The 22630-nt window shown below is 63.6% G+C and carries 24 protein-coding genes; 20 read left to right on the forward strand and 4 right to left on the reverse strand.

Annotation, left to right across the window (positions count from 1 at the left end; genetic code table 11):
- The first annotated feature begins 10 nt into the window (after positions 1 to 10).
- From P1IM2_RS08435 to P1IM2_RS08480, 10 genes are all read left to right on the forward strand, one after another.
- Positions 11 to 613: a TraV family lipoprotein gene (locus tag P1IM2_RS08435; RefSeq protein WP_186402146.1), complete on the forward strand. Its 603-nt coding sequence runs from the start codon at positions 11 to 13 to the stop codon at positions 611 to 613.
- Complete coding sequence (locus P1IM2_RS08440; protein ID WP_186402147.1) at positions 610 to 3126, forward strand: TraC family protein; 2517 nt, start codon at positions 610 to 612, stop codon at positions 3124 to 3126. Before P1IM2_RS08435 ends, P1IM2_RS08440 begins: the two co-directional genes overlap by 4 nt.
- The gene (locus P1IM2_RS08445; RefSeq protein WP_260833960.1) at positions 3123 to 3455 is read left to right on the forward strand and encodes a hypothetical protein; all 333 of its coding nucleotides are present in this window, start codon (positions 3123 to 3125) and stop codon (positions 3453 to 3455) included. The genes P1IM2_RS08440 and P1IM2_RS08445 overlap by 4 nt, the downstream gene beginning before the upstream one ends.
- Positions 3452 to 3685 (forward strand): hypothetical protein, encoded by a 234-nt coding sequence (locus P1IM2_RS08450; protein ID WP_186402148.1) that lies wholly within the window; start codon positions 3452 to 3454, stop codon positions 3683 to 3685. Before P1IM2_RS08445 ends, P1IM2_RS08450 begins: the two co-directional genes overlap by 4 nt.
- On the forward strand, positions 3675 to 4337 hold the full coding sequence (locus P1IM2_RS08455; RefSeq protein ID WP_222103010.1) for a conjugal transfer protein TraW: 663 nt from the start codon (positions 3675 to 3677) through the stop codon (positions 4335 to 4337). Before P1IM2_RS08450 ends, P1IM2_RS08455 begins: the two co-directional genes overlap by 11 nt.
- Positions 4334 to 5350: a TraU family protein gene (locus P1IM2_RS08460; RefSeq protein ID WP_186402149.1), complete on the forward strand. Its 1017-nt coding sequence runs from the start codon at positions 4334 to 4336 to the stop codon at positions 5348 to 5350. The genes P1IM2_RS08455 and P1IM2_RS08460 overlap by 4 nt, the downstream gene beginning before the upstream one ends.
- Before the next feature lie 248 nt (positions 5351 to 5598).
- Complete coding sequence (locus P1IM2_RS08465; RefSeq protein WP_186402150.1) at positions 5599 to 7455, forward strand: hypothetical protein; 1857 nt, start codon at positions 5599 to 5601, stop codon at positions 7453 to 7455.
- Between the two features lie 41 nt (positions 7456 to 7496).
- Positions 7497 to 8567 (forward strand): conjugal transfer protein TraN, encoded by a 1071-nt coding sequence (gene traN / locus P1IM2_RS08470; protein ID WP_260833980.1) that lies wholly within the window; start codon positions 7497 to 7499, stop codon positions 8565 to 8567.
- Positions 8568 to 8799: 232 nt separating this feature from the next.
- Positions 8800 to 9396, forward strand: coding sequence for a type-F conjugative transfer system pilin assembly protein TrbC (locus tag P1IM2_RS08475; RefSeq protein WP_313906812.1), 597 nt, complete (start codon positions 8800 to 8802; stop codon positions 9394 to 9396).
- Positions 9368 to 9973, forward strand: a complete 606-nt coding sequence (locus P1IM2_RS08480; RefSeq protein WP_186402153.1) for a S26 family signal peptidase — start codon at positions 9368 to 9370, stop codon at positions 9971 to 9973. Before P1IM2_RS08475 ends, P1IM2_RS08480 begins: the two co-directional genes overlap by 29 nt.
- Before the next feature lie 25 nt (positions 9974 to 9998).
- Here P1IM2_RS08480 and P1IM2_RS08485 read toward each other — a convergent pair whose 3' ends face one another.
- The 3 genes from P1IM2_RS08485 to P1IM2_RS08495 form a co-directional block, all read right to left on the reverse strand.
- Positions 9999 to 10274: an AbrB/MazE/SpoVT family DNA-binding domain-containing protein gene (locus P1IM2_RS08485; protein WP_186402524.1), complete on the reverse strand. Its 276-nt coding sequence runs from the start codon at positions 10272 to 10274 to the stop codon at positions 9999 to 10001.
- A gap of 142 nt (positions 10275 to 10416) precedes the next feature.
- On the reverse strand, positions 10417 to 10794 hold the full coding sequence (locus P1IM2_RS08490; RefSeq protein ID WP_260833961.1) for a type II toxin-antitoxin system RelE/ParE family toxin: 378 nt from the start codon (positions 10792 to 10794) through the stop codon (positions 10417 to 10419).
- A 2-nt stretch (positions 10795 to 10796) separates the two neighbouring features.
- Positions 10797 to 11075 (reverse strand): type II toxin-antitoxin system ParD family antitoxin, encoded by a 279-nt coding sequence (locus P1IM2_RS08495; protein WP_186402154.1) that lies wholly within the window; start codon positions 11073 to 11075, stop codon positions 10797 to 10799.
- Between the two features lie 282 nt (positions 11076 to 11357).
- Here P1IM2_RS08495 and P1IM2_RS08500 point away from each other — a divergent pair, with 282 nt between their 5' ends.
- The 4 genes from P1IM2_RS08500 (at position 11358) to P1IM2_RS08515 (ending at position 18116) form a co-directional block, all read left to right on the forward strand.
- Positions 11358 to 12311, forward strand: a complete 954-nt coding sequence (locus P1IM2_RS08500) for a conjugal transfer protein TraF (protein ID WP_186402155.1) — start codon at positions 11358 to 11360, stop codon at positions 12309 to 12311.
- 89 nt (positions 12312 to 12400) lie between these two features.
- Entirely contained in the window at positions 12401 to 12889 is a 489-nt protein-coding gene (locus P1IM2_RS08505; protein ID WP_260833981.1) for a hypothetical protein, read from the forward strand.
- 53 nt (positions 12890 to 12942) lie between these two features.
- Complete coding sequence (locus tag P1IM2_RS08510) at positions 12943 to 14370, forward strand: conjugal transfer protein TraH (protein WP_186402156.1); 1428 nt, start codon at positions 12943 to 12945, stop codon at positions 14368 to 14370.
- Positions 14371 to 14381: 11 nt separating this feature from the next.
- On the forward strand, positions 14382 to 18116 hold the full coding sequence (locus P1IM2_RS08515) for a conjugal transfer protein TraG N-terminal domain-containing protein (protein ID WP_186402157.1): 3735 nt from the start codon (positions 14382 to 14384) through the stop codon (positions 18114 to 18116).
- Positions 18117 to 18127: 11 nt separating this feature from the next.
- Here the strand turns inward: P1IM2_RS08515 and P1IM2_RS08520 are convergent, their stop codons facing one another.
- A complete protein-coding gene (locus P1IM2_RS08520) occupies positions 18128 to 18538 on the reverse strand; it encodes a hypothetical protein (RefSeq protein WP_260833962.1) in 411 nt (136 codons plus the stop codon).
- Between the two features lie 470 nt (positions 18539 to 19008).
- Between P1IM2_RS08520 and P1IM2_RS08525 the strand changes: the two genes are divergently transcribed.
- The 6 genes from P1IM2_RS08525 (at position 19009) to P1IM2_RS08550 (ending at position 22630) form a co-directional block, all read left to right on the forward strand.
- Complete coding sequence (locus P1IM2_RS08525; protein WP_186402158.1) at positions 19009 to 19473, forward strand: mobile mystery protein A; 465 nt, start codon at positions 19009 to 19011, stop codon at positions 19471 to 19473.
- On the forward strand, positions 19470 to 19667 hold the full coding sequence (locus P1IM2_RS08530; protein ID WP_260833963.1) for a hypothetical protein: 198 nt from the start codon (positions 19470 to 19472) through the stop codon (positions 19665 to 19667). The genes P1IM2_RS08525 and P1IM2_RS08530 overlap by 4 nt, the downstream gene beginning before the upstream one ends.
- Positions 19668 to 19744: 77 nt before the next feature.
- Positions 19745 to 20428, forward strand: a complete 684-nt coding sequence (locus tag P1IM2_RS08535; protein WP_186402159.1) for a hypothetical protein — start codon at positions 19745 to 19747, stop codon at positions 20426 to 20428.
- A 76-nt stretch (positions 20429 to 20504) separates the two neighbouring features.
- Positions 20505 to 21101 carry an RES family NAD+ phosphorylase gene (locus P1IM2_RS08540; protein ID WP_260833964.1) on the forward strand — a complete coding sequence of 199 codons (597 nt, stop codon included), beginning with the start codon at positions 20505 to 20507 and terminating at the stop codon, positions 21099 to 21101.
- 67 nt (positions 21102 to 21168) lie between these two features.
- Positions 21169 to 22092 carry a nucleotidyltransferase and HEPN domain-containing protein gene (locus P1IM2_RS08545; RefSeq protein ID WP_186402161.1) on the forward strand — a complete coding sequence of 308 codons (924 nt, stop codon included), beginning with the start codon at positions 21169 to 21171 and terminating at the stop codon, positions 22090 to 22092.
- A gap of 298 nt (positions 22093 to 22390) precedes the next feature.
- Positions 22391 to 22630: a helix-turn-helix domain-containing protein gene (locus P1IM2_RS08550; RefSeq protein ID WP_222103012.1), complete on the forward strand. Its 240-nt coding sequence runs from the start codon at positions 22391 to 22393 to the stop codon at positions 22628 to 22630.

Here is a 22630-nt window from a genome sequence, read left to right on the forward strand (position 1 = left end):
AGAGACCGCAATGGCCCTGAAATTCCATATCTCGTCGTCCACTCTGCCTGCCCTGGCGATGGCTGCGGCCCTCTCGGGCTGTGCCAGCGTCGGCGCTCTGATGTCGCCTTATTCGGAAAAGTTCGACTGCAAGAACGACGATCATGGCCAGTGCATCCATCCCGAACGCGCCTATGAGGATGCCGTTGCCGGGGCGCGGTCCAAGTCCGATCCGGCGGTGACCAACGACAAGAAAATGCTGCGCAGCATAAGCGATGGCGTCACAGCCGCGAAAGCGCGCGGCCGGACAGGAGCGACCGCCTATGGCAGCTACAAGGACAGCGTCTACCACGAGCTCAAGGGCCTGATCGATGCGCCCGTGACCCCGATGCTGCGGCCGGCGCGGACGGTGCGGACCTTGATCCTGCCCTATGCCGACCGGCAGCGGCCGGACCGGCTCTATATGCCGCGCTACATCTATTCCGTGCTCGACAAGCCGACCTGGGTTGTCGGCGGCGCGCTCGTCGCCTCGCCTGCTCGCGCACCCCAAACCCCCATTTTGTCGCAGGTCAAGGAGGCTTCTCATTCGGACGCTAGCACGCCCGCCATACCGGTCACCGAGCCCCGGTCATGAGCAGGCAGCCATCGCACCTCAGCTTCTCGCGGATGCGCAGCGCTGTGCAGCGGGACAGTTTCTCGAACTTTCTCCCGATGGTTGCATGGGACGCAGGCAGCGAGGCTTTCCTTTGCATCGACGATAGCTGGGGGCACGCATGGGAGATCATCCCGACCGCCTATATGTTCAGCCATGTCCAGGGTGCGCTGCAGGGATTGCTGAACATCCAGTTCCCGGACGGCACGGTTCTCCAGATCCATACCTTCGCCGATCCGCTCATCGACGAGGCGCTCGACGCTTTTCTCGACCTCAAGACCAGGGACGATCCCCTGATCCAGGCCTCGGCGCGCCGGACGCGTGATTACCTGAGCGCGGGACGCCATGGCCTCGACGCGCTGCATGGTATTCCGGTCCGGAACTTTCGGACCCTTCTCTCGATCAAGACGCGGCGACCGCTCGGCGAGGATCTGCGCCGGCAGGTCGAGGAGCAGCTCTCGAAGCTGGGTATCCGGCGCTTGGCGCCGGAAGAGGTGATTGGCTTCTATCGGCGAATCTTCAACGGTGTCGCCAACGCCGCGCCGGGCGTCTTCGCCGACGGAACCACGGTCGGGGCGCCGCCGATCGCCAAGCAGATCATTGATGCCGGTCCCGACCTCCTATTCGAAGGACCTGAGGTGTTCCTCGGCAACCAGGTCGCGCGGTGCCTTACGCCGAAGGCGCCGGCGCGGCGGATCACCGCCGAGCGCGCCAATCGTTTCCTGGGGGGGATGCGGGGCGCGTCGGAAGACAGCGACCAGATCGGCGGCCCGTTCCTTTACACGCTGAATATCCTTTTCGATCATTCGCAGTTCGAGATTCACAAGCGCGCGCAGATTCTGTCGGCGCAAAAGGCGGCGGGAAGTTTCGCCGTCGAGGTCGGCAAGCAGATCGACGAGATCGGCTGGATTCTCGATGAGGCCGGAAATTCGAAGTTCGTCCGGGTGATCCCATGCCTCTGGGTGTTCGGGCGCGACCGCGGCCACGCTCGCGAAATGGCCGCACGCGCGAAGCGTCTTTGGGAAGGTGAGCCCTTGCCCTTCTCGATGCAGGAAGAAAGCTATCTCAACCCGACACTGTTGGTGATGAGCCTGCCGTTCGGGCTCTATCCCGATCGCACGACGCTGAGGCTCCTCGAGCGCGACTTCCGGATGCCGGTTAAGGCGGCGGTGCTGCTGGCGCCGGTGCAGACGGACTTCCGGGGCGGCGGGCGGCCATCGCTGCTCTACACGGGACGCAAGGGTCAGCTCATCACGCTCGATCTCTTCGACCCAAGGATCAACAATTATAATTTCATCGTGTCGGCCGAGAGCGGCGCGGGCAAGAGCTTCCTCCTCAACAATCTCTGCCAGCAATATTATGCCGGCGGGGCGCTCATCCGCATCATCGATATCGGCGGCAGCTATCGCAAGCTCTGCACTCTGTGCTCGGGCCGCTATATCGACATCGGTGAGGAACGCCTCGTCCTCAACCCCTTCGACATGGGCCTCGCGCTCGACGGCGACGACAAGCAGTCCGCGATCAGCATGGCGGTCGCGATCGTTGCCGAGATGGCGAACGCCGCGACGCGAAAGGGCGTCACCACCTCCGAATGGAATTTGCTGAAGTCGGCGGTCCAGTGGACGATCGACACGGGCCGCGCCGATCATGGCATCGATGCCGTGCGCGATTGGCTCGGCACCTATCCGGAGCGGGTGGAGTCCGGGCTGGACCGCGTCGAGCATCTCGTGCCGACCGCGCGCGAGCTCGCCTTCAACCTGCGCGATTTCGGGTCGGACGGGGCTTATGGCCATTATTTCAACGGCCCCTCCACTCTCGACATTCGGTCCGACGAGTTTGTCGTCCTCGAGCTCGAGCGGCTGAAGGCGATGCCCGATCTCTTCAATGTCATCGTGATGGTTGTCGTCAACGCGGTGACTCAGGAGCTCTATCTCTCGGCGCGCGATCGGCCGCGTTTCGTCCTTTGCGACGAAGCCGCGCAATTCATGACGCGGACCGAGGGCCAGGACTTGTCGCGCCTCGCCGAGGCCTTCGGGCAGGGCTATCGCCGCGCACGCAAATATCGAGGATCGTTCGGAATCGTGCTGCAGAGCATGAACGACCTGGCGCTGTTCGGCGGTACCGGACAGGTGATCCTCGAAAATGCCGCAACGCGGTTCCTGCTCCAGGGATCCACCTATGATCGCGCCGTCGATAACAAGATCCTCGATTATTCAGGATTCGTTCTCGACCTGTTGAAGTCAGTCCGGAACTCGAAACCCAATTATTCGGAAGTCTTCATCGACTCGCCGCTCGGACTCGGCATCGCGCGGCTCGTGGTCGATCCCTTCTCCTATTGGATCAACACCTCGGCGCCCGACGAGGTCGCGGCGTTCGAAGCGCTGATGCGACAAGGCCTTTCGCCGCTCGAAGCGGTTTGCCGGCTGGCCGGGGTCGACCCGGATGAGATCGAGGGCGCGGCGGATAGAAGTCCATCGATGCGGGATGTCGCATGATGGCCGCCCACCCCGCCCCGCCTGCAGAAACGCTCGAACTCACCGTGGCGGACATGGAGATCGTCGACCGGCTGGTCGAGGAACGGCTAGCGGCGCGCTTCGAGACCGAATCCTTCTTTTGGCGCTTCCGGCTCATCTCAGTGGAGACCTTCATCATGGGCGCGCTCGTGCTGGTCGCGGGACTCCTGCTCAAGCAGCCGACGATGATGGTGCTGCGCGCCAGCGTGCTCGTTGCCGCGACCTGCTTCGCGACCGGCCTGACCCTGCTGCTGCTCTCGGCCTGGGCTGCCAGGACCTTGACGCGGCTGCGCCAATGGTGGCGGCGATGAACGGGCTCATCTCGGGGTCCCCGTCACAGCAGGCGGTGCGGATGGCGCTTGGCGGATTCCTCCTCCTGGTGGTGCAGAGCCTGCTTCTGCTTCTCGCGGCGGCTCCCGGATCCGACGAGCGGCAGCTCATCTGGGTGCTGACCCCGCTCGCAGTGGCGGCATTGGCCCTGTCGCTGATCGGATTTCCCGACCCGCCCGCACATCATTGGAGACGGCGCCATGGGCAATAGCCGCAAAGCTCCCGCGCGGCGGCGCACCTGGCTGCTCGTCGCTTTCGCGAGCGGCGCAATCGCGAGCGGCGCGGCTGCAGCGGTCATCGCCACGCGAAACAGCACAGTCGGGCGCACCTGGGCGATCGCGGAACCCGACGCGCTAGCCGAGATCGACGCCAAGGTGGCCACACTGCCCAGTGACATGAGCAAGAACTTCGGGCCGCGTAGCCGCTGGAGCGCCCTCAAGGCGGCCGCGCTGCCTCCGGCACCGGCGGACCGGGTGCGGAAGATGGTGCCCTTCTACACGCTCGAATTCGACATCAAGCTCCCCGATGGACGCATGGTCTATCCGAAGGGCTTCACCTTCAATCCGCTCACTTATGTGAAACTGCCGCAGCGCCTGGTGATCGTCCATCCGCGCGATTTGGATTGGGCGCTCCGGGTTGCGGGTCCGTCGGATTTCATCCTGCTTACGGCACTCGGCTCCGACAGCGGCGATGCGATCGCACTCGGCGAACGAAGCGGCCGGGCAATCTACATCCTCGAAGAGCGGGTGAAGCAGCGTCTCGGTCTTCGCGCCGCGCCAGTGATCGTCGCGCAGTCGGGCACGCAGCTGGTGCTCACCGAATTCGGCCCCAAGAGCCGGGTGCTGGATGGAGAACCCAGATGACGCGCCGCCTTCCACTATTCCTTGTTGGCCTGCTGATCGGTCTCGCCGCCTCGCTCGCCTGGCCGAGCCAAGCCCATGCCTCGAAATGCGAGGCGGGCACCATCTTCAATCCGATCACCAAGGTGCGCTGGACCTGCATCTTCCCGATCACCGTCGGCGGTGTCCGGATCGGGAGCTATGACAAGCTCGACAAGGCGCTCGACGCGCAATCGGCGTCGAAGCCGCTCTGCGCCTGCCGCAAGGGCGTGCAGTTCTGGTTCGGGGTCAAGGTCTCCTACTGGTCGCCGAACCGGATGATCGACGTGGTGACCGAACCCGGCTGCATGATGGCGCTTGGCGCCGACCTGATGCCGACCGGGGGACGCTTGCAAGGCAGCCAGTCGTCGATCGCAGACGGCACCAACACCCGGAAGATGTTCGCGCAGATGCATTATTATATCTCGCCGGTGTGGGCGATGCTCGACATGTTCACCGACCTGCCCTGCCTCGAGAATGACGGGTTCGACGTCGCGCTGATTACCGAGGTGCTGCCGACCTGGCAGTCGGGCGCGCTCGGCGCGATCATCCAGCCCGAGGGCATATTGTTCGGCAATCCCGCCGCAGGCCTCGCCTGCATGGGCGACAGCGCGGCCGCGGCAGCCGGCAAGGTGATCGATCCGCTCTTCTGGTGCATGGGAAGCTGGGGCGCGACCTATCCCGTCGCCGGCGACATCCATTTCGACGACAGCGTCGAGGCGTGGGCGGGTCTCGCCGCGCGCGGCACCTTCATGATGGGGCGCCTCGGTGCGCTGACAATCAGTTCGGCCGACGGTTGTTCCTTCGTCCCCCAGCCGATCTGGACCAAGTCGCGATACAAGCTCCAGATCATGGAGCCGGTCAAGGGCGGCAAGTGCGTCAATATCGGTCGTCCCGGCGCGCTCTGGACGAGCGCCAAGCACGCGCCCGGCAAGGACAATGCCCAGTTCATGCTCTTCGAGAAGGTCATCTGCTGCGCCGGGATACCCGTGCCATGAGGCCGCCGACCTTCCATCATTTCGCATGGCTTTCCGGCCTCGTTTGGAGGTTCGCCCGCCAAGGCCTCGACGGCCGCCGGTGGCCATGCGGAACTGGGGCGGTGCCGCCCTCCCCTCCCGGCATCGCCCCAGACCCGGCCAGCGCGGCTTCCGCGCCACGGCGGATCAGGCCCCCCTCCCTGAACCGGTCTGCTGTGGCGGCCGCGCTGGCCACCCTGATAGGTTCATCTCCAGCCCAGGCGCAGTCGATGGAGGAGCGGGCACGAAGCGCGGCCGAGGCATCGCGCGCCAAGAGCGGCGACAGCGGGGCGATCCAGCGCAATTATGTGACGCCCGGCCTCGCCGGCCAGCCCGTCAGCACCGTCGACAACAGCAAGTCCTTCACGCCGAATCTGGCGTGCCGGAAGACCGCGACCTTGATGGAAGTGCTGGTCCAGCCGGGCGCGGGCGGCGATCTCGCCAGTGTCAGTATCGCCCGCGACAGCGACCTTGATGGAATCCTCGACAACCGCTCGACCCTCGGCGTGCCGGTCTCGGGGATTTGCGCGAACGGGGTCATCTCCTGCGCGCCCGGAACCTGGAACCAGTGCCGGCCCTTCCGCTGGGACATCGACCAAAACCACGGAATCAAGCTGACCGAGGTCGACCTTCCCGAATTGGCCGGATGCTATTGCATCAACAACAGCTGCGGCGCGAACCTCGCCTGGGGCAATCTCGCGTCGGTCCTTCGCGATCTTGGCGGGGGCATGATCGGCGCGCTCACGACAGCTGATCCCCGCTATGGCGTGGCCGAGGCCGTCATCGACGGGCCGGTGATCCGCTATGTCGGCGCCGAAGCGACCGCCTGCACGGGCGCGCCCGCGCTTCCGCAGACCGCCTATCGCGCCAATCCGTCCGCGATCCAGGGCGACGCGTTCACCGCATCGCAGACCAACCCGGTTTTCCAGGCCGTGCTCGCCTCACCAGCCGGTGCCGGCAAGGTCGAGCAGACACGCGCCTGTACCATCGAACGCGAGGTAGCGGTGCAATCCTGGACCTATGACGACATCATCACCGCGTCGGGGCCGTTTGAATATGTGCAGAGCTGCGGGACGGACTGCCGGCGCTACCGGATCGCGGGCGAAGGCAATTGCTCGGCCACGCCGCCGACCTACACCGCCTTGTTCCGCGTGCTGAAGCCTGAGCGCATCGTATCCGCGCGGATCACGCGCATCGCCGGCGACGATTGGGTCCAGGCCCGGCTGAACGGCCAGGTCATCGGCTATGCCGGCAAGCGGCCCTGGCTTGGCGATGGCATCCCGTCCGGCGACTGTTCGGTCGATCTCGATCCCGTCAATACGACCCCGATCGACATGACATCCGCGTTCAAGGCGGGGGATGCCGAGGTCGCGATGCGCGTCCGGGGCGGCAATGGCAAACGCTGGGGCGCCGTCGATGTCGAGGTCCGCGTCGATACGAGCTGCGAACAGTCCGAGCGCGTCGTCGACCTCTGCTCCGGCTATGCCGCGGATCCGGCTTGCCGTCTCGTCGATGAAGATGTCGATGGCGTCTTGACCTTACGGAATGGTGTCGCGACGGGCCTGCGCCCACTTCCCCAGACGCGGCTGTTCGGGAGCGCCGCCTGTACAGTCTCGCTGACACGGCCCTTTTTTCTCCGCGAGCGGCGCTATCGCTGTGCGATCGATACCGCCAGCTTGCCCAAACCGGACATGGGCCGGGGTGCCTATATCATCGATCATTCGAGCGAGACGCTGCTCGCCGACCGCGTGCGGCAGAGCGATGGGACGTTTACGACCTCGACGACTGGCTTTTCGCTGCCCGATCGCGGCAGCGTCCCGGCCTGCGAGGCGATCTGCAAGACGCGCGCGCCCAAGGCGAACAATGGGGTGGCGCCTTCAGGCGTCGTCGGATCCTTGCAGAATGCTCCCACCGGCACCGACATCTTCTATCATAGCTGCGACGGCGCCAATCGCTGCCCGGCGGGGCCCGGTGAGGAAGTTGTATCGGCGTGCGGCTGCCTCGACGATTTTCCCGAAGCGGTCGTCATGATGCAGTCGGTGCGGCTGGCGGGGGCGGATCTCGTTTGCACGGGGACGGTGCGATGATCCCTCACCGGCCAATGACCCTGTCCGCTCTGACCGGCACGATGGCGCTCGCGTTCGCCGCGACGCTCTGGACGCCTGCAGCCTCGGCGCAATCGCTCCAGATGTGCGCCGCCGATCTTAACAATAGCGGCGATGCGTCCGACCCGGGCGAAATCTCCTATTGCCAGCCGACCGTCTCGGGCGCATTTCTGTGCCCGATCCAGGAAGTTGCCTGCGTCTCCGACACGGCCGGTCAATATAGCTGCCCGGCAGGGCCCCAGTTCGCTTGCCTCACCAAGACAAGCGGCGGCATCCCGGCCTGCTCGCCCAATCAATGTGCCGATCCCGCGGTCCATCCGATCGAGGAGGAACCGCCGATCGCCGATCCGGGCGCCGTACCCGACGGAGCGGTCGATGCCGATGGCAATTGCCTTGGCGCAATCGAGATTTTCTCCGGGCGCGGCATGCGGTGCCGCCCGCCCGGGATCAGCACGACCTTGTCCGATTGCTGCAAGGACAAGGGCAAGATCCTGAAGGATGGCATGGGCTCCTCGATCGGGTCGATCGGCACCAAGATCGCGGTCGCCAAGGGCGTGTTCACGGGTATGCAGGCGGCCTACACCGCCTTCCAGGCCGGGGCGACCGCGAGTCAGGCGGCGAGTGCCGGCGCGAACGCGCTCATCGTCGGCATCGATCCGACCTCGATCGCGATCAGCCTCGCGATCAATTTCATGATCGATTTCTTGTTCTCGGGCTGCGACCAGCAGGACATGGAAACCGCGATGCTGCGCGGCTCGGGCATGTGCCATGAGGTCGGCAGCTATTGCGTATCGAGCTTCCTTGGCGTGTGCCTCCAAAAGGCGCGCGGGCATTGCTGCTTCAACACCAAGCTTGGCCGGATCATCCAGGAACAGGGCCGCCCCCAGCTCAAGTCGTTCAACAGCAATCCTTGGGGCACGCCCAAAAAGCCGCTGTGCCGCGGCTTCACGCCGGAAGAATTCCAGGCACTCGATTTCAGCAAGATCGACCTCTCCGAATATTATGCGGACATCGAGGCCCGCGCCCAGTCCGAAATCCAGATTGACATGAAGGATCGCGTGGATGCGTATCTCAAAGCCGTTCAGCCGCAATAGCGCCGCCGCCCTTCTGTCTTTGCTCGCGGCGGGAGGCGCCCTCGCCCAGGATTCCGCCCGAACCCGAATGGAAGAGGAAGGCACCGCTGCCATGGAGCGGGTGGAGGGTGCGATCTCGCGCCAGAAGGCAGACGGGCCACAAACCGCATCTCCCTCGCTTCCGAAGAACAGTCACGATACCGAAAGGCGGCGCGCGTTCGAGAGCCTGCGAAAGCATGTGTCGGACGCCCGGATGGAGATGCGCGCTCGCGCCGCCGCGGCGGCTGGCGCCGCGAGCCTCGCAGTCGAGCGCGAGGCGCAGGCGAAACGGCTTCGCCAGGTGCTGGGACTGGAGCCATCCGAAGAGAAGGCGCTCGCAAGAGCCGCGCCGGCGGCCGAGGTCAATGCCTGGGTACCGGTTCTTTTCGTATCCTCGTCGATGCCGGTCCCTGTCCTGCGCGCCTATGCCGCGCAGCTCGAGCGAGTCCACGGCGTGCTCGCCTTTCGCGGTATGCCCGGCGGCATGCGCAAGGTTGGCCCGATGGCCAAGCTCTCGGCCGAGATCCTCCGGCTAGATCCGGGATGCGAGGGGCCGGGCTGCGCGATGCGCAATGTGCAGATCATCGTCGACCCCATCGTCTTCCGGCAGCATGGCGTCACGCGCGTACCGGCGCTGGCAATGATCCCCGGCGACCCGACCCAGGCTTATTGCGAACGCGACGATGAGAGTCCCCGTGCCGCTTTCCTGGTGTTCGGCGACAGCGCGCTTGCCGGAATGCTCGCGGAATATGCCCGCCTCGGTGGGCTGAAGGAGGTGCGCCATGCTCAGGCTCTTCTTGGCGCTCTTTAGGGCGCTCGGGGCGCTTTGGCCGCATGTGCGAAATCTACCGCGCGACGCGGCGACCGCGCTCGGCGCGCCGGCGCCGGACAGGCCAGCGGCTCCCCGGCGGCTCTGGCTGGCACTCGGCCTCATACTCCCCATCGCGCTGATCGCGGCGCTGGTCCTGCCAAGGATCGCTCTCGTCATGAGCCCGTCGATCGACGCTTGGGCGGTGCGCAAGGCACCGGGTCCCATTCACCGGGGCGACTATGTGATGTTCGAGCTGCGGCATCCGATCGCCGGTCCCGAACCGGTGTCGGTCACCAAGCTCGCGCTCTGCATGCCGGGCGACCGGCTCACCAGGATCGAGATGCCGTCACGCATGTCGCGGACAGCCATGGATGCGCGCTATTTCTGTAACGGCCACCGGCTGGGAACCACCCTCCCCTTTGCATCCAACGGGATGAAGCTCGATCATATGCAGTGGAGCGGCATCGTGCCGCCCGGCATGGTCTATGTCGGCTCACATCACCCGCAGGGGTTCGACAGCCGCTACTTCGGGCTTTTGCCGATCACGAAGCTCACGCGAATGGCCCGGCTGATTTAAGGCGTGAGCTATTAGAATGGGTGAGCTACCCGCGCCGCGCCCGTCGCTTCGCCTCGCGCGATATCGCTTCGTGCATGCCATCAATCGACAAGGGCGGCCCCTTATACGGTAGCGAACCGAATTTAGCCTCGATGCTGCAAGCGGGGAAAACCGGGACCGGCGTGAGAAGCACTCCCTCGGCAGTATCTTCGACCGTTAGCCGCGTGCCAGCAGGCCAACGGCGCTGATCGCGAATGGCCTTCGGCAGAGGGATCTGCCCCTGGGCCGAAACAATTGCGGTCAACGGTTCATGCGCACCCACGGAAACGTCCTTCAGGTAAGACGGTGATAAGATGAGAATGATCGCCGCAGTTGACAAGAAATCTCAGCCGCCAGTCAATTGGCTCAGCCTTGGGCCAACACCGCGGCTGTTCCGTTTTGTGGATCAGCAAGGAGGCAATCTTTCAGAAATCTGACCCGCTCCAACTGAGCGGTCCGATCGGTTTGGCTGCCAAGCATGGCTCAGGCGACCTTAGGAGTTCTCGCTCAAGAGGGTCTCGAAATCGCGGCCACCGTAAAAAATTCCCACGATGACCACCGCGGTTTCGTCGACCGCGAGTGCGAATGGTCACCCGGCGACGCCAAGCGGTTGTCCGCAGACCTTGGCGTAGGTCGTCTCGCATGGTACCGCGGCGAGGATAGTCGGTGAGCTTGTCGATATGCTCGAGAATGCCGTCCGTGAAACGCTGCGCAATAGCCGGGAAGGCGTTGTCTGCGATATAGACATAGATAGAATCGAGATGGTCACGCGCTTCCGGCGTGAAGACAATCGGATATCCCACGTTCAACCGGGCTTGGCGGCTTGCTTGTGTCGTTTAGCAAGGCCCGCTCGCACGTCGTCGAGCGGAATGCCCCGCGACGGGTCGGCCCGATAGGCATCATAAGCAGGAACGACCTCATTTTTGAGCCACTGCTCGACGGCCCGGTCGCGCGCCTGGAGCGCACGCAATCCGTCGCGGATCACTTCGCTTTCGCTGGCATATTCGCCTGAGGCTACCTTGGCGCGCACCTGCGCCGCCATGTCGTTCGGCAGGGTTACGCTGAACTGCTGTGTCGTTCGCATGAATCCATCACTCCTAGCGGATATGATTTAATCCTATTTGCCCGATCGTCCAAGGATGTGTGTGCCCATTTCGATCGTGCCGGCAGAGCCGGCTTGGGACTCCAATGTCGACATAAAAATCCCTATGAACTTACAGGAGTTCAAAAACGCGCGGAACGGCACCCAGGGACAAAATCTTGCCCCCATGAGAAGCGTTTTGATCTCGGCGTCCTTAGTTGATGCAAGCGGCACTTTAGTGCCCACATTCTTGTCGCGCCTTCGATCGATCTGCACGATCTCGGGATGACATATCTCACCTCGAAACACCGCGCTTTCGAAAAGCAGCCACCATCTGGGCCATGGCCGGTCCCCTCGCCGTGCGCAGTCCTGCTTCTCTGCTCCGTTGCTGGCTTGCCGACGGTCGCGGCGGCGCAAACGGCGGCCAGTGCTCCGTCGGCGAAGCAGGGCTATTGGTGGTACGAGGCGCCGAAGCAAAAGGAAGCGGAGGATAAAAATCCCGAGGCGCTCGTCAAACCGGTGATCCCGCCGATGAAGGAACTGGCTACCTGGGCGCCGCCCCGAATTCGCAAGCTGATCGAGCAGCAGCGCGACTATGCCGCGACCGTACTCACCGTCGACGCGGTCGCCGACTTCTGGCGGCTCCAGGATTTTGCCCGGCGCAAGGCGCGCGCCTTCGCCGGGGTAACGCAAATCGCTATGCTCCAGCATCCCGAACTCAATTCGAAATCCGCAAACCCGATGGTCGGCGACGCGCGCTCCGGACTCACCGCCGAGAAAGACGGGATCCGCCGCGGCTATCTGCGGGCCCATGCCGGCGAATTTGCGCTCGTCATGTTCTCGCGCTCGACCTGCGGCTATTGCCGCGTCCAATGGCCGATCATCCAGCGCTTCCAGGAGGAGATGGGCTGGCAGGTCACGCTCGTCGACCTTGGCAGTCGGCCGGAGGTCGGCCGCCGTTTCGGCGTCGAGGTGACGCCGACCACCATGGTGATCCGCCGGGGCAGCCAGCAGCGCATGATCATCGCCTCGGGCGTCGAGGCCTATCCCAACCTGTCGCAGATGGCCTACCAGGCGGTCCGGTTGCTGCGCGGCGACATCCGTCCCGAACAATTCATGACCGGGCCGGGCGAAGATTCAGGCTTCTTCGATGCGCTCGGCAATGGCCCGGTGTCAGCCACGGACCCCCGCGTCATCGGCGGCGATCTCGTCGAGACCAATGCGGGTATCGAGCCGTGACCCCCTTCCATATCCTGCTCGGTATCCCGGGTATCGTAATCGCGCTCGCCTCGGCCGCGACGGCCCAGACTATCTCGCGCGAAGACGCGATGCGTGCGGCGATCCATCCGGTTGGCGATAGTGGCGCGATGCAGGCATGGCTGTCGCGGGTTCCGGTGACCCGCGCCTTCCCGGAGGATTTCACGAGCACATTGAGGGGGCATGGTACGGCCTTCACGATCGAGATGAGCACCGCGCCCGGATGCCTTCCGTGCGCCGACCTCTGGGCCAAGCTCGTTCAAATCGGCCGACGCTATGGTTGGCAGGTCCGGACGATCGGATCCCAGGAAGCGATGCTTCGCTCCGGACGCCTCGGGCTGCCCTGGGTGGGCCATCCGGTAGCCTGGGTTCGCCCGCTAGCGGACACCCATCGCACGATCCCCATCGCGATCGGGACTGATCACGACGCGAACCTCGCCCGAAATCTCTATCTCGCGGCCAAGATGACGACGGGTGTGCGTCCAGGGGTCGGCGTCCGCGCCATGTCCAAGTTCACCGGCATCGTCGGGACGCCGGTGCATCGTCCGGTACGGCGCTGAGCAATGGCGGGCTCAGCGTCGTCCTTCCCCTGCCCTTTCGATCGGAGACCGCCATGTCCTTCGCGTTCAAGCGCGCGCGCCTGCTGTTCGGTTGCGCTATCTCGGCTCTCGCCCTGACGTCCACGCCAGCGTCCGCGCAAAGCTGGGCCGAGAGCTGGTTCGACAATGTCACCTATACCTCACCCGGCAGCTTTGAGGACCAGACGCGGGGCTATGTGACCGCCGGTGGCATGTCGGGGCGCGTCGACGTTCATAACGACTATCTCATGTCGATCAGCCTCCCCAAGGTGCGCGCGGGCTGCGGCGGCATCGACATGTTCCTCGGCGGCATGTCTTTCCTCGACCCCGAGTATCTCGTCCAGAAGCTCGAGAGCATCCTCCAGGCGGCGCCGGCGGTCGCGTTCCAATATCTGCTCGAGACGCTCGATGAGAAAATGGGCAACATCATCTCGAAGATGGAGGCGGCGACCAACTTCCTGAACTCGATCCAGGTCAACGATTGCCGCCTCGCAAACCGCATGGTCCAGATCGCCAAGGGCGACGACAATATGTCGGGGATCATCGAGGAGATGACGGGCTATCGCTCGATCAAGCAAGGTTATGCGAAGAGCTATCAGCAGAGCCGCGAGAAGATCCAGGCGAACAACAACAATCCCACCGAGGATTTGAAGGACGCGCTCGTGAATTGTCCGCGCGAGGTGACCGACATCTTCCGCACCGGCTCGCTGCTCGCCCATGCCGCCGCGCGGGTCGGTGCCGGCGAATGGACCAGCGTGATGCGCGCGCGCGTCGGCGACGTCTATATGCGCTGGGATCCGGCGGACAAGGTCCCGCTCTTCACGGCGATCCCGCAATGTCCCGCGCAGGATAGCGAGAGCGCGCAGGACTTCCTGACGGGCAAAGTCCAGCGCCGCTCGCTCAGCGTTCCGCCGACCGGCGCCGACTGTTCACAGGATGGCGGCGGCCGCGGCGCGCTCCTCCTGGCGCGCGAGCGGATGCAATCGATCGCCACCAAGATCCGGACCCGCGCGGCCCTTAGTCCCGAGGAGCGGCAGTTCGTCGCGAACGTGCGCACCCTCCCCGTCTACCGCATGCTCGAATGGGGTGTCCGCCAGGGCGTCGTCGATTCCGTCATCGCCGATACCGACGAGCTGGTGGCGTTGACCCTTGCCTACCAGATGCTCAACGACCTCACCCGGACGATCGATTATACGGTCACGAACGCCGAGCGCGGGTCGACCGCGGCGGGCGCCGCCGACGCAAGCAACGCCAATGTCTGCCAGACCAGGATTCTCTCCAAGGGCCTCGATCAACTCCGCGACCTTCGCGACGAGGTGCTGCGCCAGCGCGCGCAGATGCGGCAGAGCTACCTCGCCGCCATGTCGGCTGCGAACCTTTCTGCCAGCTATGCAGGGCTGGTGCGCGAACGCGATCGCGATGCGCGCGACGCTGCCGGTGCCGCTGCCTCGCGCAACCAATGAAGGAGATCGCGATGCGCCGCCTTCTCCGCCTGTGTGCCGGACTGCCCGCCCTGCTCGCTGCCGGTCCCGCCTGGGCGATCGACACGAGCTTCCACACCTATAATGGCTTCGCCGAGACGGTCGACGCGTTCCGGCTCGTCTCGATGATCTTCGCCGATCCGCGCTATGAGACGTTGGTCCTGATCTTCGCGACCGCCGGGATCGCGCTCGGCGCGGTGATCGCGAGCGTGCGCGGCTCGGGCACGAGCTTGGTCGGGTTCGGCTTCCAGATGCTGTTCGGCATCGGCCTCTTCGTGGGCCTTATCGCGACCACGGGCACGGTCCATGTCTATGACCGGGTGCGCAACGCCTACCAGCCGGTTGGCGACGTCCCCAATTTGCTGGTGCTGGTGGCGGGCGCCACGAACATGATCGAGCGCGCGATTGTCGAGACAATCGACGACAATACGCTCGATCCTGGTGCCAAGATCGAGTTCGGCGCCGGTGGCCACGGCTTCGACCTGCTGCTCAACGCGGTGAGCCCGCGCGGGCCGATGACCGACACCTTCCTCGATGCCACGGTCAAGGATTATGTCCGGCAATGCTATCCGGTTGCCAGGGTATCTGCGGCCTATGGCGTTGACGACGACAAATTGTTTCACACGGCGACGGATCTGCCAGCGGCCTTCGCCGCGATGGCGGGCCCAGCGACCTTCTCGACCGTCTATACCGCCGCCGACAAGGGCGGCTCGACGATGAGCTGTTCGGACGCTTGGGCCTATATCTCGGATCGCCTGTCCGACCCGACGCTTTTCGATGGGTACACAAAGCAGATTTGCTCGCGAACCGGCTATGACGTCAGCAGCGCGCAGCAGCTGGCGCGCTGCCGACAGCAGCTTGGCGATCTCGGCCAGATGATGCTCGGCCACTCTCTTACCACCCAGACACTCATGACCCATGTGCTGCTCGGCAATACGGTAGGCGATGTCCTGTTCGAGGACTCGCCCGCGAGCGCGGCGCGCGTGATGGCCAATCGCGCTGTCATGTCGAACGGACTTGCGACATTGTCGGTCGCCAATGAATGGATGCCGACAATCCGGGCGACGGTGTTCGGGATCATGCTGTTCATGATCCCGGTCGCGCTGCTCTTCATCCTGACCCCCATCAATCTCCGGGTCGCAAGCTTCGCGCTCGGGCTGTTCGTCTTTGTCGCGCTCTGGGGCGTGATCGATGCCGGCATTCATCAGCTCACGCTGGGGCGGGCTATGGCGGCGCTCGAAGAGGTGCGCGCGAACGGACTCGCGGCGAACGCCTGGTTGCTCGCGCCGTCCTCGGCCATGAAGGCGCTCGCGGTGTTCGGTACCTTCCGGACGGCCGCCGCCGGGATCGCCGGGGCCTTCGTGTTCACGATCTTCCGGTTCAGCGGGAACGTGTTCTCGTCCTTCACCCATGGCGCACAGGGGATTGCCGGCGGCGCTGCGGCCGCAGCCGCACCGATGGCCACCCCTGAAGGCCAAGCCTCGGCGCTAGAGGCGCAAGCCTCCGCGCTCGGGACACGCGCCCGCGCCTCGGCGGCGTCGAGCTTCGGCGATTTCGGCGAGCGCACGGCGTTCAGCGCCAACCGCTCGTTCGGCGAGGCGGGCCGCATCCTCGGCGAGCGCCCCGGCACCCCCGGCGGTACAGCCATGGCGCTAGGCGGGATCGAGGGATCGCGTGCGCTCGGCGGCCTTGCCCCCGCGCTTGGCGGGCGCGATCTCGCCGATCCGGACGTGGCGCGCGCGGTCCAGGCGAGCGCGGCGACCGGCGCGATCCACCAGTTCGCGCAGCAGGATGCGCTTCGTTCGCTCGGCACGACCTATTTCGGCAAGGGCGAGGCAGGTGAACGCGCCTTTGCCTCCTTTGCCCAGAACCTGGTGCAATGGCGCGCGTTCGGCGATCAGCGCGCCTATGGGATGATGCAGCAGGCCGCGACGCGTCATTTCGAACGCAACGGCTATTCGAAGGAGGATGCGGCCCTGAAGGCGTCGGGCGTCATCGGGGAGGCTCAAGCCGATCCCACCTTCGCGAAGCTCATTGCCAATGCCTATGACCAGGAGCAGATGATCACGAACGACCTCACCGCCGCACAGGTCCAGGCCGGCGCGATGGCGGGACGCAGGGACTTCGCAGGGGAAGACGTTGCGGACGTCGAGCGTGCGAATGTCGCGACCGAGCAGGCGTGGCGGACCGGCAGCAACCAGGGCCAGCGTGGAGCGGCGGGCATGCTCGGCCTTCCGCTTGACGAGACTGCCCGGCGCATCTCGTTCATCAACGCCTTATCGGGCGAGGCGCGCAGCAGCGCGATTACGCAGCTCGCGCGGTCGACGGGACGCAATGAAGCGCAGGTCATGCGCGCGCTCGAGCAATATAATGCAGCGGTTTCGGTAGGCACCGCCGACGGGGCAACGGCGGAAGCCGCACGCGAGGGCACGAGCATCTATGGCCGCACCCGCGAGGCAGCCGGCTACGACTTCGCCGAGCGGTCGGGCAAGCTCGACGCGCAGCGCGAGGTCGGGACCAGCGGTACTCGGGCGGCGGCGCGGATCGGCGAGCAGCGGCGGCAGTCGGACAATTTCGGGTTCGCGCAAGGCGCGGCCGCCGCCGGCGTTTCGACCCGCGAGGCCGCGCAGCTCGACAGCTTCATCCAGGCGCTCAGCCGCACGGCAGGCAACCAGGAGGACATGGCCGCGGGAGGAGCCGCCGGCATCGCCGATCGCGCGCGCAACGAGCGGATCACGAGCATCGTCGACAGGGAGCGGCTGACCCGCATGCAAGGGCTGCTACGCGCCCAAGGTATCACCATGTCGAAGCGCGACCTTGCGCTCGCGCAGAATGGCGATCTCGGTCTCAACCTCACGCCCACGCAGGCCGCGCAATTCCACCAGGCTGGCCTCATCAACGACAGCCAATATGGCGCACTCGCCAACGGCGGCCATGCGCGCTTCAGCTTCGCCAACAATGACCTGCTGGTGTCGAGCAGCGCGAGCTATCAGCAATCTGCGCGGAACGACACAAGCACGCGCTTCGAGGCGGGCAAACAGGCCGGACCCGACACGATCGAGCATTTCCTCGGCGGCGGCGCGGAGGGGCAGCGCGCCATGGAAGGATGGCTCAAGGGCGGATTCGAGATGGACCGCCAGGGCAATTGGCGGCTGAAACCGCAGGTTGCCGACACGCTTCAGCGCGACGTGCAGGCGATCATGGTCCAGACAGGCTGGAGCCGGTCCATCGTGCGGAGCGCGAACGACAGCATCACCATGGGTTCGACGGTTGGCGCCGAGATATCGGGGGGAGCCGCAAGCCGGGGTGCGACCGCCGCGCCGCGTGCAAGCGGCCGCCAATCGCCTCGCACCGATCAATATGGCGGATCCGGAATGAAGCTTGCCGCCTCAAGCAGCGACATGGGCAACTCGACCGAGCAAGCCAATGCCAATCTCGATATCGTGAACTATGACGTCCGCGATGCGATCGCCAAGGCCGAGCGTGCAGCTGCCAGGTCGCCCGACCCCGAGAAAGCTTTCAGTTCTGCTCTATCGCGCGAGGTCCTCGGCAGTGATGGCCTGCGGAACCGCTATCTCCGGCAGGCCGATGCGAGCCGCGGGACGGATGACATTACCGGTCCGCTGACATCGATCGAACAGAGATCGATTCTGAGCAGCGGAGGCTTCTCGACTGACCTCAATCATGGCTGGGCGGATGGTAACTCCGAATTCAAGGAGCGCAAATGAAGTAGCGAGCTTTAGTGCCGCTTGTGGCCAATCCAGAAGGGACCGGAGCGCGGGTCGAGCGGATCTGCGTAAAAGGGCAGACCGCTTGGTCCAAGTTCCGGACCAAAACGCTCGTAGGGATGATAATCGCCGGACCAATCGAACGGGCCTATCCGTTCCTGCGCAAAGCCCAGCCCGAGCACCATCAGCGCGGTGGGCGGAAAGAAGAGGACGTTGAGATAGCCGGCCAAGGCGAGGTCGTAGAAATCCGCCAGCAAGGCCACTCGCGATGAAAGGGCCATCCCGATCCAATAGACCGGGATTGAAGCCCACCAGAGCTTGGCATACCAGGGACGCCAGATATGATCGGACAGGCGCGAGCACGGAGCGGTTTCGGGCGGCGCATCCGGCTGAGCGGCCTGCACTTGGGTTTCTTGTTCCATAGCGAACATCCTCGGATGGATCGTAGCATGACGGCGGATCGACCCCAAACAAAACCTCCCCCTCCTCTCCCGCAAGGCCCGAAAATCGCCGCAAGACTTGCGGCATTTCGCATCGCGTACCGGGCGTTAGACGTCTCTATTTTCTGTCGAGAAATGCTCAGATGGCGTCGATTGCCTGGCGGGGCTGTTTCTCCATCAGCCAATGACCGAAGTCTGGAACGACAAGCTCAGTCACGTTGCTGGCGGCAAAGCGCATGATGACCGCCGTGGTCGGACGAGCGCCCTCCGTAGATGAGGTCAACCGAGGCCTTGGCTGGGCCGCAGAGGAAGGCTGTCCTTTTCGGATCTCGCTTTGCGCTCATATATATATATGATCGACATTTAGAAATTTGCTCATACATAGATGAGCGATCTTATTTTCTTTGTTCATATATATATGTGCTAGAATAGTCTAAAATGGACATATATATATGAGCGACAAGCAAGCCAAACTCGCCAGAAAGAACCTCGATAAGCGGCTTTCTCCGCTGCGAGCCGAGCGCATTTTGACGCCCTCGCGCGGCTGGACGAAAGCCATTCGGGAGGCTTTAGGCATGACGACGCGCCAGCTCGCCGAGCGCATGGGCGTGGCCCCGTCCCGTGTATCCGCAATCGAGAAGGCGGAAACCACGGGCGCGATCACCCTCAAGACCTTGCGCAAGACGGCCGAAGCGCTCGACTGTCAGCTCGTCTATGCCTTTGTCCCGACCCAGCCTCTCGACGACATTCTCGTCGAACAGGCCGAGCGCAAGGTGAGGAACGAGCTCGCGCATCTCAATCATACGATGCGCCTCGAAAACCAGGCGGTGAGCGTAGAAGACCTTGAGGGGCAAAAACGTCGCATCGTCGCCGACTATCTCGCGCATTTCTCGCGCAAGCTGTGGGACAAGGAATGAGCGGTCCGCTTTTTGAGGGTGACGATGACGGAAATACGCCGCTTGAAGCCGAGGAGCGCGAACAGCTCATTCCATCCTACATCACGACGCGCGCCGAGTTGAACGAAGCGGAACTCGCCAACATCGCCGACGCCGTCCGCTGGGTCGGACGGCGAAAGCGCATCAAACTTCGATTGCGCCTTTCCTGCCCATGACGTTGATCAACCCTATCTCTTGAATATTTTGAAGATCTATGTATATAGATATCCATCATATCCTAATGGACACGCACATGGCTACGACCTTTCCTACCGAACTGACGACAATCGGCTTCGAAACACTCGCGGGCACGGCTTCCGAGGTCCGGCGGAAACTCGACGCCGCCGGTGACGATCAGGTTGTCGCGTTCACCATGGAACATGGCAACAAAAAGCTAGCGAAAGCGGTCGAAGAGGCGATTCAGGCGATCGCACCTCTGGTGCTTGCTGCCCTTGCTCGCCGCGAGCAGCAGGCGCTGGAGACGATTGTCGACGCGCTGGTACCGCAGGTTCCGCCGCCGCAGCATCTGCTTGCGGAGGCCCGGATGACCGCCGAGGCACGCAAGCATGTGTTTGAGACTGCGGATTGGCTCACGGCCGCGCAGCTATCGGAGATCGCAGGGTTCAGCGGGCAGAATGCCAGCGCCCAGCCGAACAAGTGGAAACGCGAGCGCCGTATATTCGCGATCCGTCGCGGCGGGAGCGATTATTATCCGGGCTACGCGCTCGATCCGGACAGCGGCTATCGGCCGGCCAAGGGGCTCGCGCCGATCCTGGCGCTATTCGATAGCGAACTTGAGGAATGGGACATCGCGATCTGGTTTGCCTCGGTGAACAGCTTCCTTGGCGGCAAGATACCAAAGGATTTGCTGCTGAGCGCTCCGGATCGCGTTCTTGCGGCAGCGCAAGACGAAGTGGACGGTGTGCTGCATGGCTAGGAAGACGGCCGCTTCCTCCACGCCGCCCACTCCCCCTCCTTCACCTCCGGCGAATCTGGATGCACTCGTACGCCGGATGACCTGGCCCAAGACCGACATCATACACCGGGTCCATCCGGAGGCTTATGACGCGGACGTCTTCAATCCCGGTCCGAGGGGCAATGCACGTTTCAGCCCCATCCTTGATATCAGGGGCAAATCGATTCCGACCATTTATGGCGGCGAGACGTTCGATTGTGCCGCCATGGAAACCGTCTATCATGACGTGCCGTTCGCGCCCGGCCTCAAAAGCGTCGCCAAGCGCAAGCTCCGCGGACATCTCTATTCGCAGCTCGCGAGTTCCTCCGCGCTGACGCTGGCGGACCTGCGCGTGACCGCGCTGCGCAAACTCGGGGTCACCCGCGCCCAGCTCATCGATACCGAGAAGGATCGCTATCCCTATACCCGAAGCTGGGCGGAGGCGATCCATGCGCAATGTGCGGATGTTCAGGGATTGTGCTGGGTTTCGCGACAAGATGACCGGGCGCTTGCCATCATTCTGTTCGGCGACCGAATAGATTCCGGGCTGCTGTCACCGCTTACCCCTTCGCTCGACATCGTCAACGATCCCGCAATTTTTGCAGAGATTGTTGCGCTCGCCGACAGAATTGGCGTGAAATTGATTGGGCGATGACTAGGGTCATGCGATGAGATCGCTGCATGATCATCCTGGAACAGGGCTGGAAGTTTGAGATTTTGACGTGAAGGCCGATCTTGAACATCTCCCCGCCAACAAGCAGCGCGAGCTCGAACGCGTCGTCCAGATCCTGTTCGAGGAATTCGGCGACGCCAATGGCCAGGCGACCGGCAGCCGGCGGCTCGGCCGGATCCTCAAGGTCATTCTCTACGGCTCTTATGCGCGCGGCGGCTGGGTCGACGAACCGCATACGGCGAAGGGCTATCAATCCGATTTCGATTTGCTGGTGATCGTCAACCAGAAGGAGCTTACCGACCGGGTCGCTTATTGGGAGCGCGCGGAGGAACGGCTTAACCGTGAGCGCGCGATCACGCAGACCCTGAAGACGCCGGTAAACTTCATCGTCCACAGCCTTCAGGAAGTGAACGACGGCCTCGCCCATGGTCGCTTTTTCTTCATGGACGTCGCACGCGACGGGATCGCCCTCTACCAAGCCGACGAAAGCGAACTCCACAAACCGAAACCGAAGACGCCCCAGCAAGCGCTGGCACTGGCGGAGGAGTATTTCGAGGAATGGATGCCCACCGCGATGGGCCATCATAAGCTCGCCAACGTCGCCGCGCATGATGGATTATCAAAGCACGCTGCATTCTTATTCCATCAGTCAGCCGAAGCTCTCTATCACTGCACGCTCCTCGTGCTGACCTTCTACACTCCCCACGTCCACAATCTCAATTTTCTCCGCACGCAGGCCGAGCGCGCCTCCCCGCGCCTCTTCGACGCATGGCCGCGCGATACGCAAAAGGAACGCGCACGCTTCGAGAAGCTCAAGGATGCTTATGTGAAGGCGCGCTACTCGAAACATTTCCGGATCAGCGCGGAGGAATTGAGTTGGCTCTCCGAGCGAATCGAGGCCCTTGGTCAACTCGTCCATATGGTTTGCACGGCCCGTATCGATGAGCTTCGCCGCTCGGCTTCATCGGAATAGTCGCTCGGATCGCTACCAAGCCGATCTGAGCCGCTCAAAGCGGTTCCGTGATGCGCGGCGCGACCCGAGCGCCACGTTCCATTCTCGCTCTCATTGGGACGATGCTGACCTTAGCATACTCTCCAATGGTCCATTCCGTTCCATCTCCAATTTCCGCTTCTAGCTGCAAATATACCCTGCAGGGCATATCGTTCATCCATACCTTGCAGGGTATAATAGGCAATTATACCCTGCAAGGTATATTGCATTTTTATACCTTAGAGGGTATGTCAGCACCCGGAGACACGGCATGAATCAAATGGTACGAACCGCTACGCAGCTAGGCGCCTATATTCAGGACGCCCGTGCCCGCAAAGGCATCTCACAGCAGCAGCTTGCCGAGATGATCGGCAAGCACCAGAAAACCATATCGAGTATCGAGCAGGGCAGCAGCGGCACGAAGCTCGAGACGCTTCTCCTCGTGCTCGCCGCACTCGATCTCAACATCGCGATCAGCGCCCGCACCAAGGCAAGCCAGAATATCGGCGACATCTTCTGA

Origin of the sequence: Sphingopyxis sp. P1IMeth2, from assembly GCF_900185685.1 — a bacterium.
Lineage (GTDB): Bacteria > Pseudomonadota > Alphaproteobacteria > Sphingomonadales > Sphingomonadaceae > Sphingopyxis > Sphingopyxis terrae_A.

Coding starts and splice junctions, on each gene's coding strand:
- P1IM2_RS08435 (WP_186402146.1), top strand. CDS start 11: ATGGCCCTGAAATTCCATATCTCGTCGTCCACTCTGCCTGCCCTGGCG.
- P1IM2_RS08450 (WP_186402148.1), top strand. CDS start 3,452: ATGAACGGGCTCATCTCGGGGTCCCCGTCACAGCAGGCGGTGCGGATG.
- P1IM2_RS08445 (WP_260833960.1), top strand. CDS start 3,123: ATGATGGCCGCCCACCCCGCCCCGCCTGCAGAAACGCTCGAACTCACC.
- traN (WP_260833980.1), top strand. CDS start 7,497: ATGGCGCTCGCGTTCGCCGCGACGCTCTGGACGCCTGCAGCCTCGGCG.
- P1IM2_RS08505 (WP_260833981.1), top strand. CDS start 12,401: ATGCGTGCGGCGATCCATCCGGTTGGCGATAGTGGCGCGATGCAGGCA.
- P1IM2_RS08520 (WP_260833962.1), bottom strand. CDS start 18,538: ATGGAACAAGAAACCCAAGTGCAGGCCGCTCAGCCGGATGCGCCGCCC.
- P1IM2_RS08550 (WP_222103012.1), top strand. CDS start 22,391: ATGGTACGAACCGCTACGCAGCTAGGCGCCTATATTCAGGACGCCCGT.
- P1IM2_RS08475 (WP_313906812.1), top strand. CDS start 8,800: ATGGAGATGCGCGCTCGCGCCGCCGCGGCGGCTGGCGCCGCGAGCCTC.
- P1IM2_RS08460 (WP_186402149.1), top strand. CDS start 4,334: ATGACGCGCCGCCTTCCACTATTCCTTGTTGGCCTGCTGATCGGTCTC.
- P1IM2_RS08510 (WP_186402156.1), top strand. CDS start 12,943: ATGTCCTTCGCGTTCAAGCGCGCGCGCCTGCTGTTCGGTTGCGCTATC.
- P1IM2_RS08530 (WP_260833963.1), top strand. CDS start 19,470: ATGAGCGGTCCGCTTTTTGAGGGTGACGATGACGGAAATACGCCGCTT.
- P1IM2_RS08440 (WP_186402147.1), top strand. CDS start 610: ATGAGCAGGCAGCCATCGCACCTCAGCTTCTCGCGGATGCGCAGCGCT.
- P1IM2_RS08515 (WP_186402157.1), top strand. CDS start 14,382: ATGCGCCGCCTTCTCCGCCTGTGTGCCGGACTGCCCGCCCTGCTCGCT.
- P1IM2_RS08465 (WP_186402150.1), top strand. CDS start 5,599: ATGGAGGAGCGGGCACGAAGCGCGGCCGAGGCATCGCGCGCCAAGAGC.
- P1IM2_RS08455 (WP_222103010.1), top strand. CDS start 3,675: ATGGGCAATAGCCGCAAAGCTCCCGCGCGGCGGCGCACCTGGCTGCTC.
- P1IM2_RS08525 (WP_186402158.1), top strand. CDS start 19,009: ATGAGCGACAAGCAAGCCAAACTCGCCAGAAAGAACCTCGATAAGCGG.
- P1IM2_RS08500 (WP_186402155.1), top strand. CDS start 11,358: ATGACATATCTCACCTCGAAACACCGCGCTTTCGAAAAGCAGCCACCA.
- P1IM2_RS08535 (WP_186402159.1), top strand. CDS start 19,745: ATGGCTACGACCTTTCCTACCGAACTGACGACAATCGGCTTCGAAACA.
- P1IM2_RS08480 (WP_186402153.1), top strand. CDS start 9,368: ATGCTCAGGCTCTTCTTGGCGCTCTTTAGGGCGCTCGGGGCGCTTTGG.
- P1IM2_RS08495 (WP_186402154.1), bottom strand. CDS start 11,075: ATGCGAACGACACAGCAGTTCAGCGTAACCCTGCCGAACGACATGGCG.
- P1IM2_RS08540 (WP_260833964.1), top strand. CDS start 20,505: ATGACCTGGCCCAAGACCGACATCATACACCGGGTCCATCCGGAGGCT.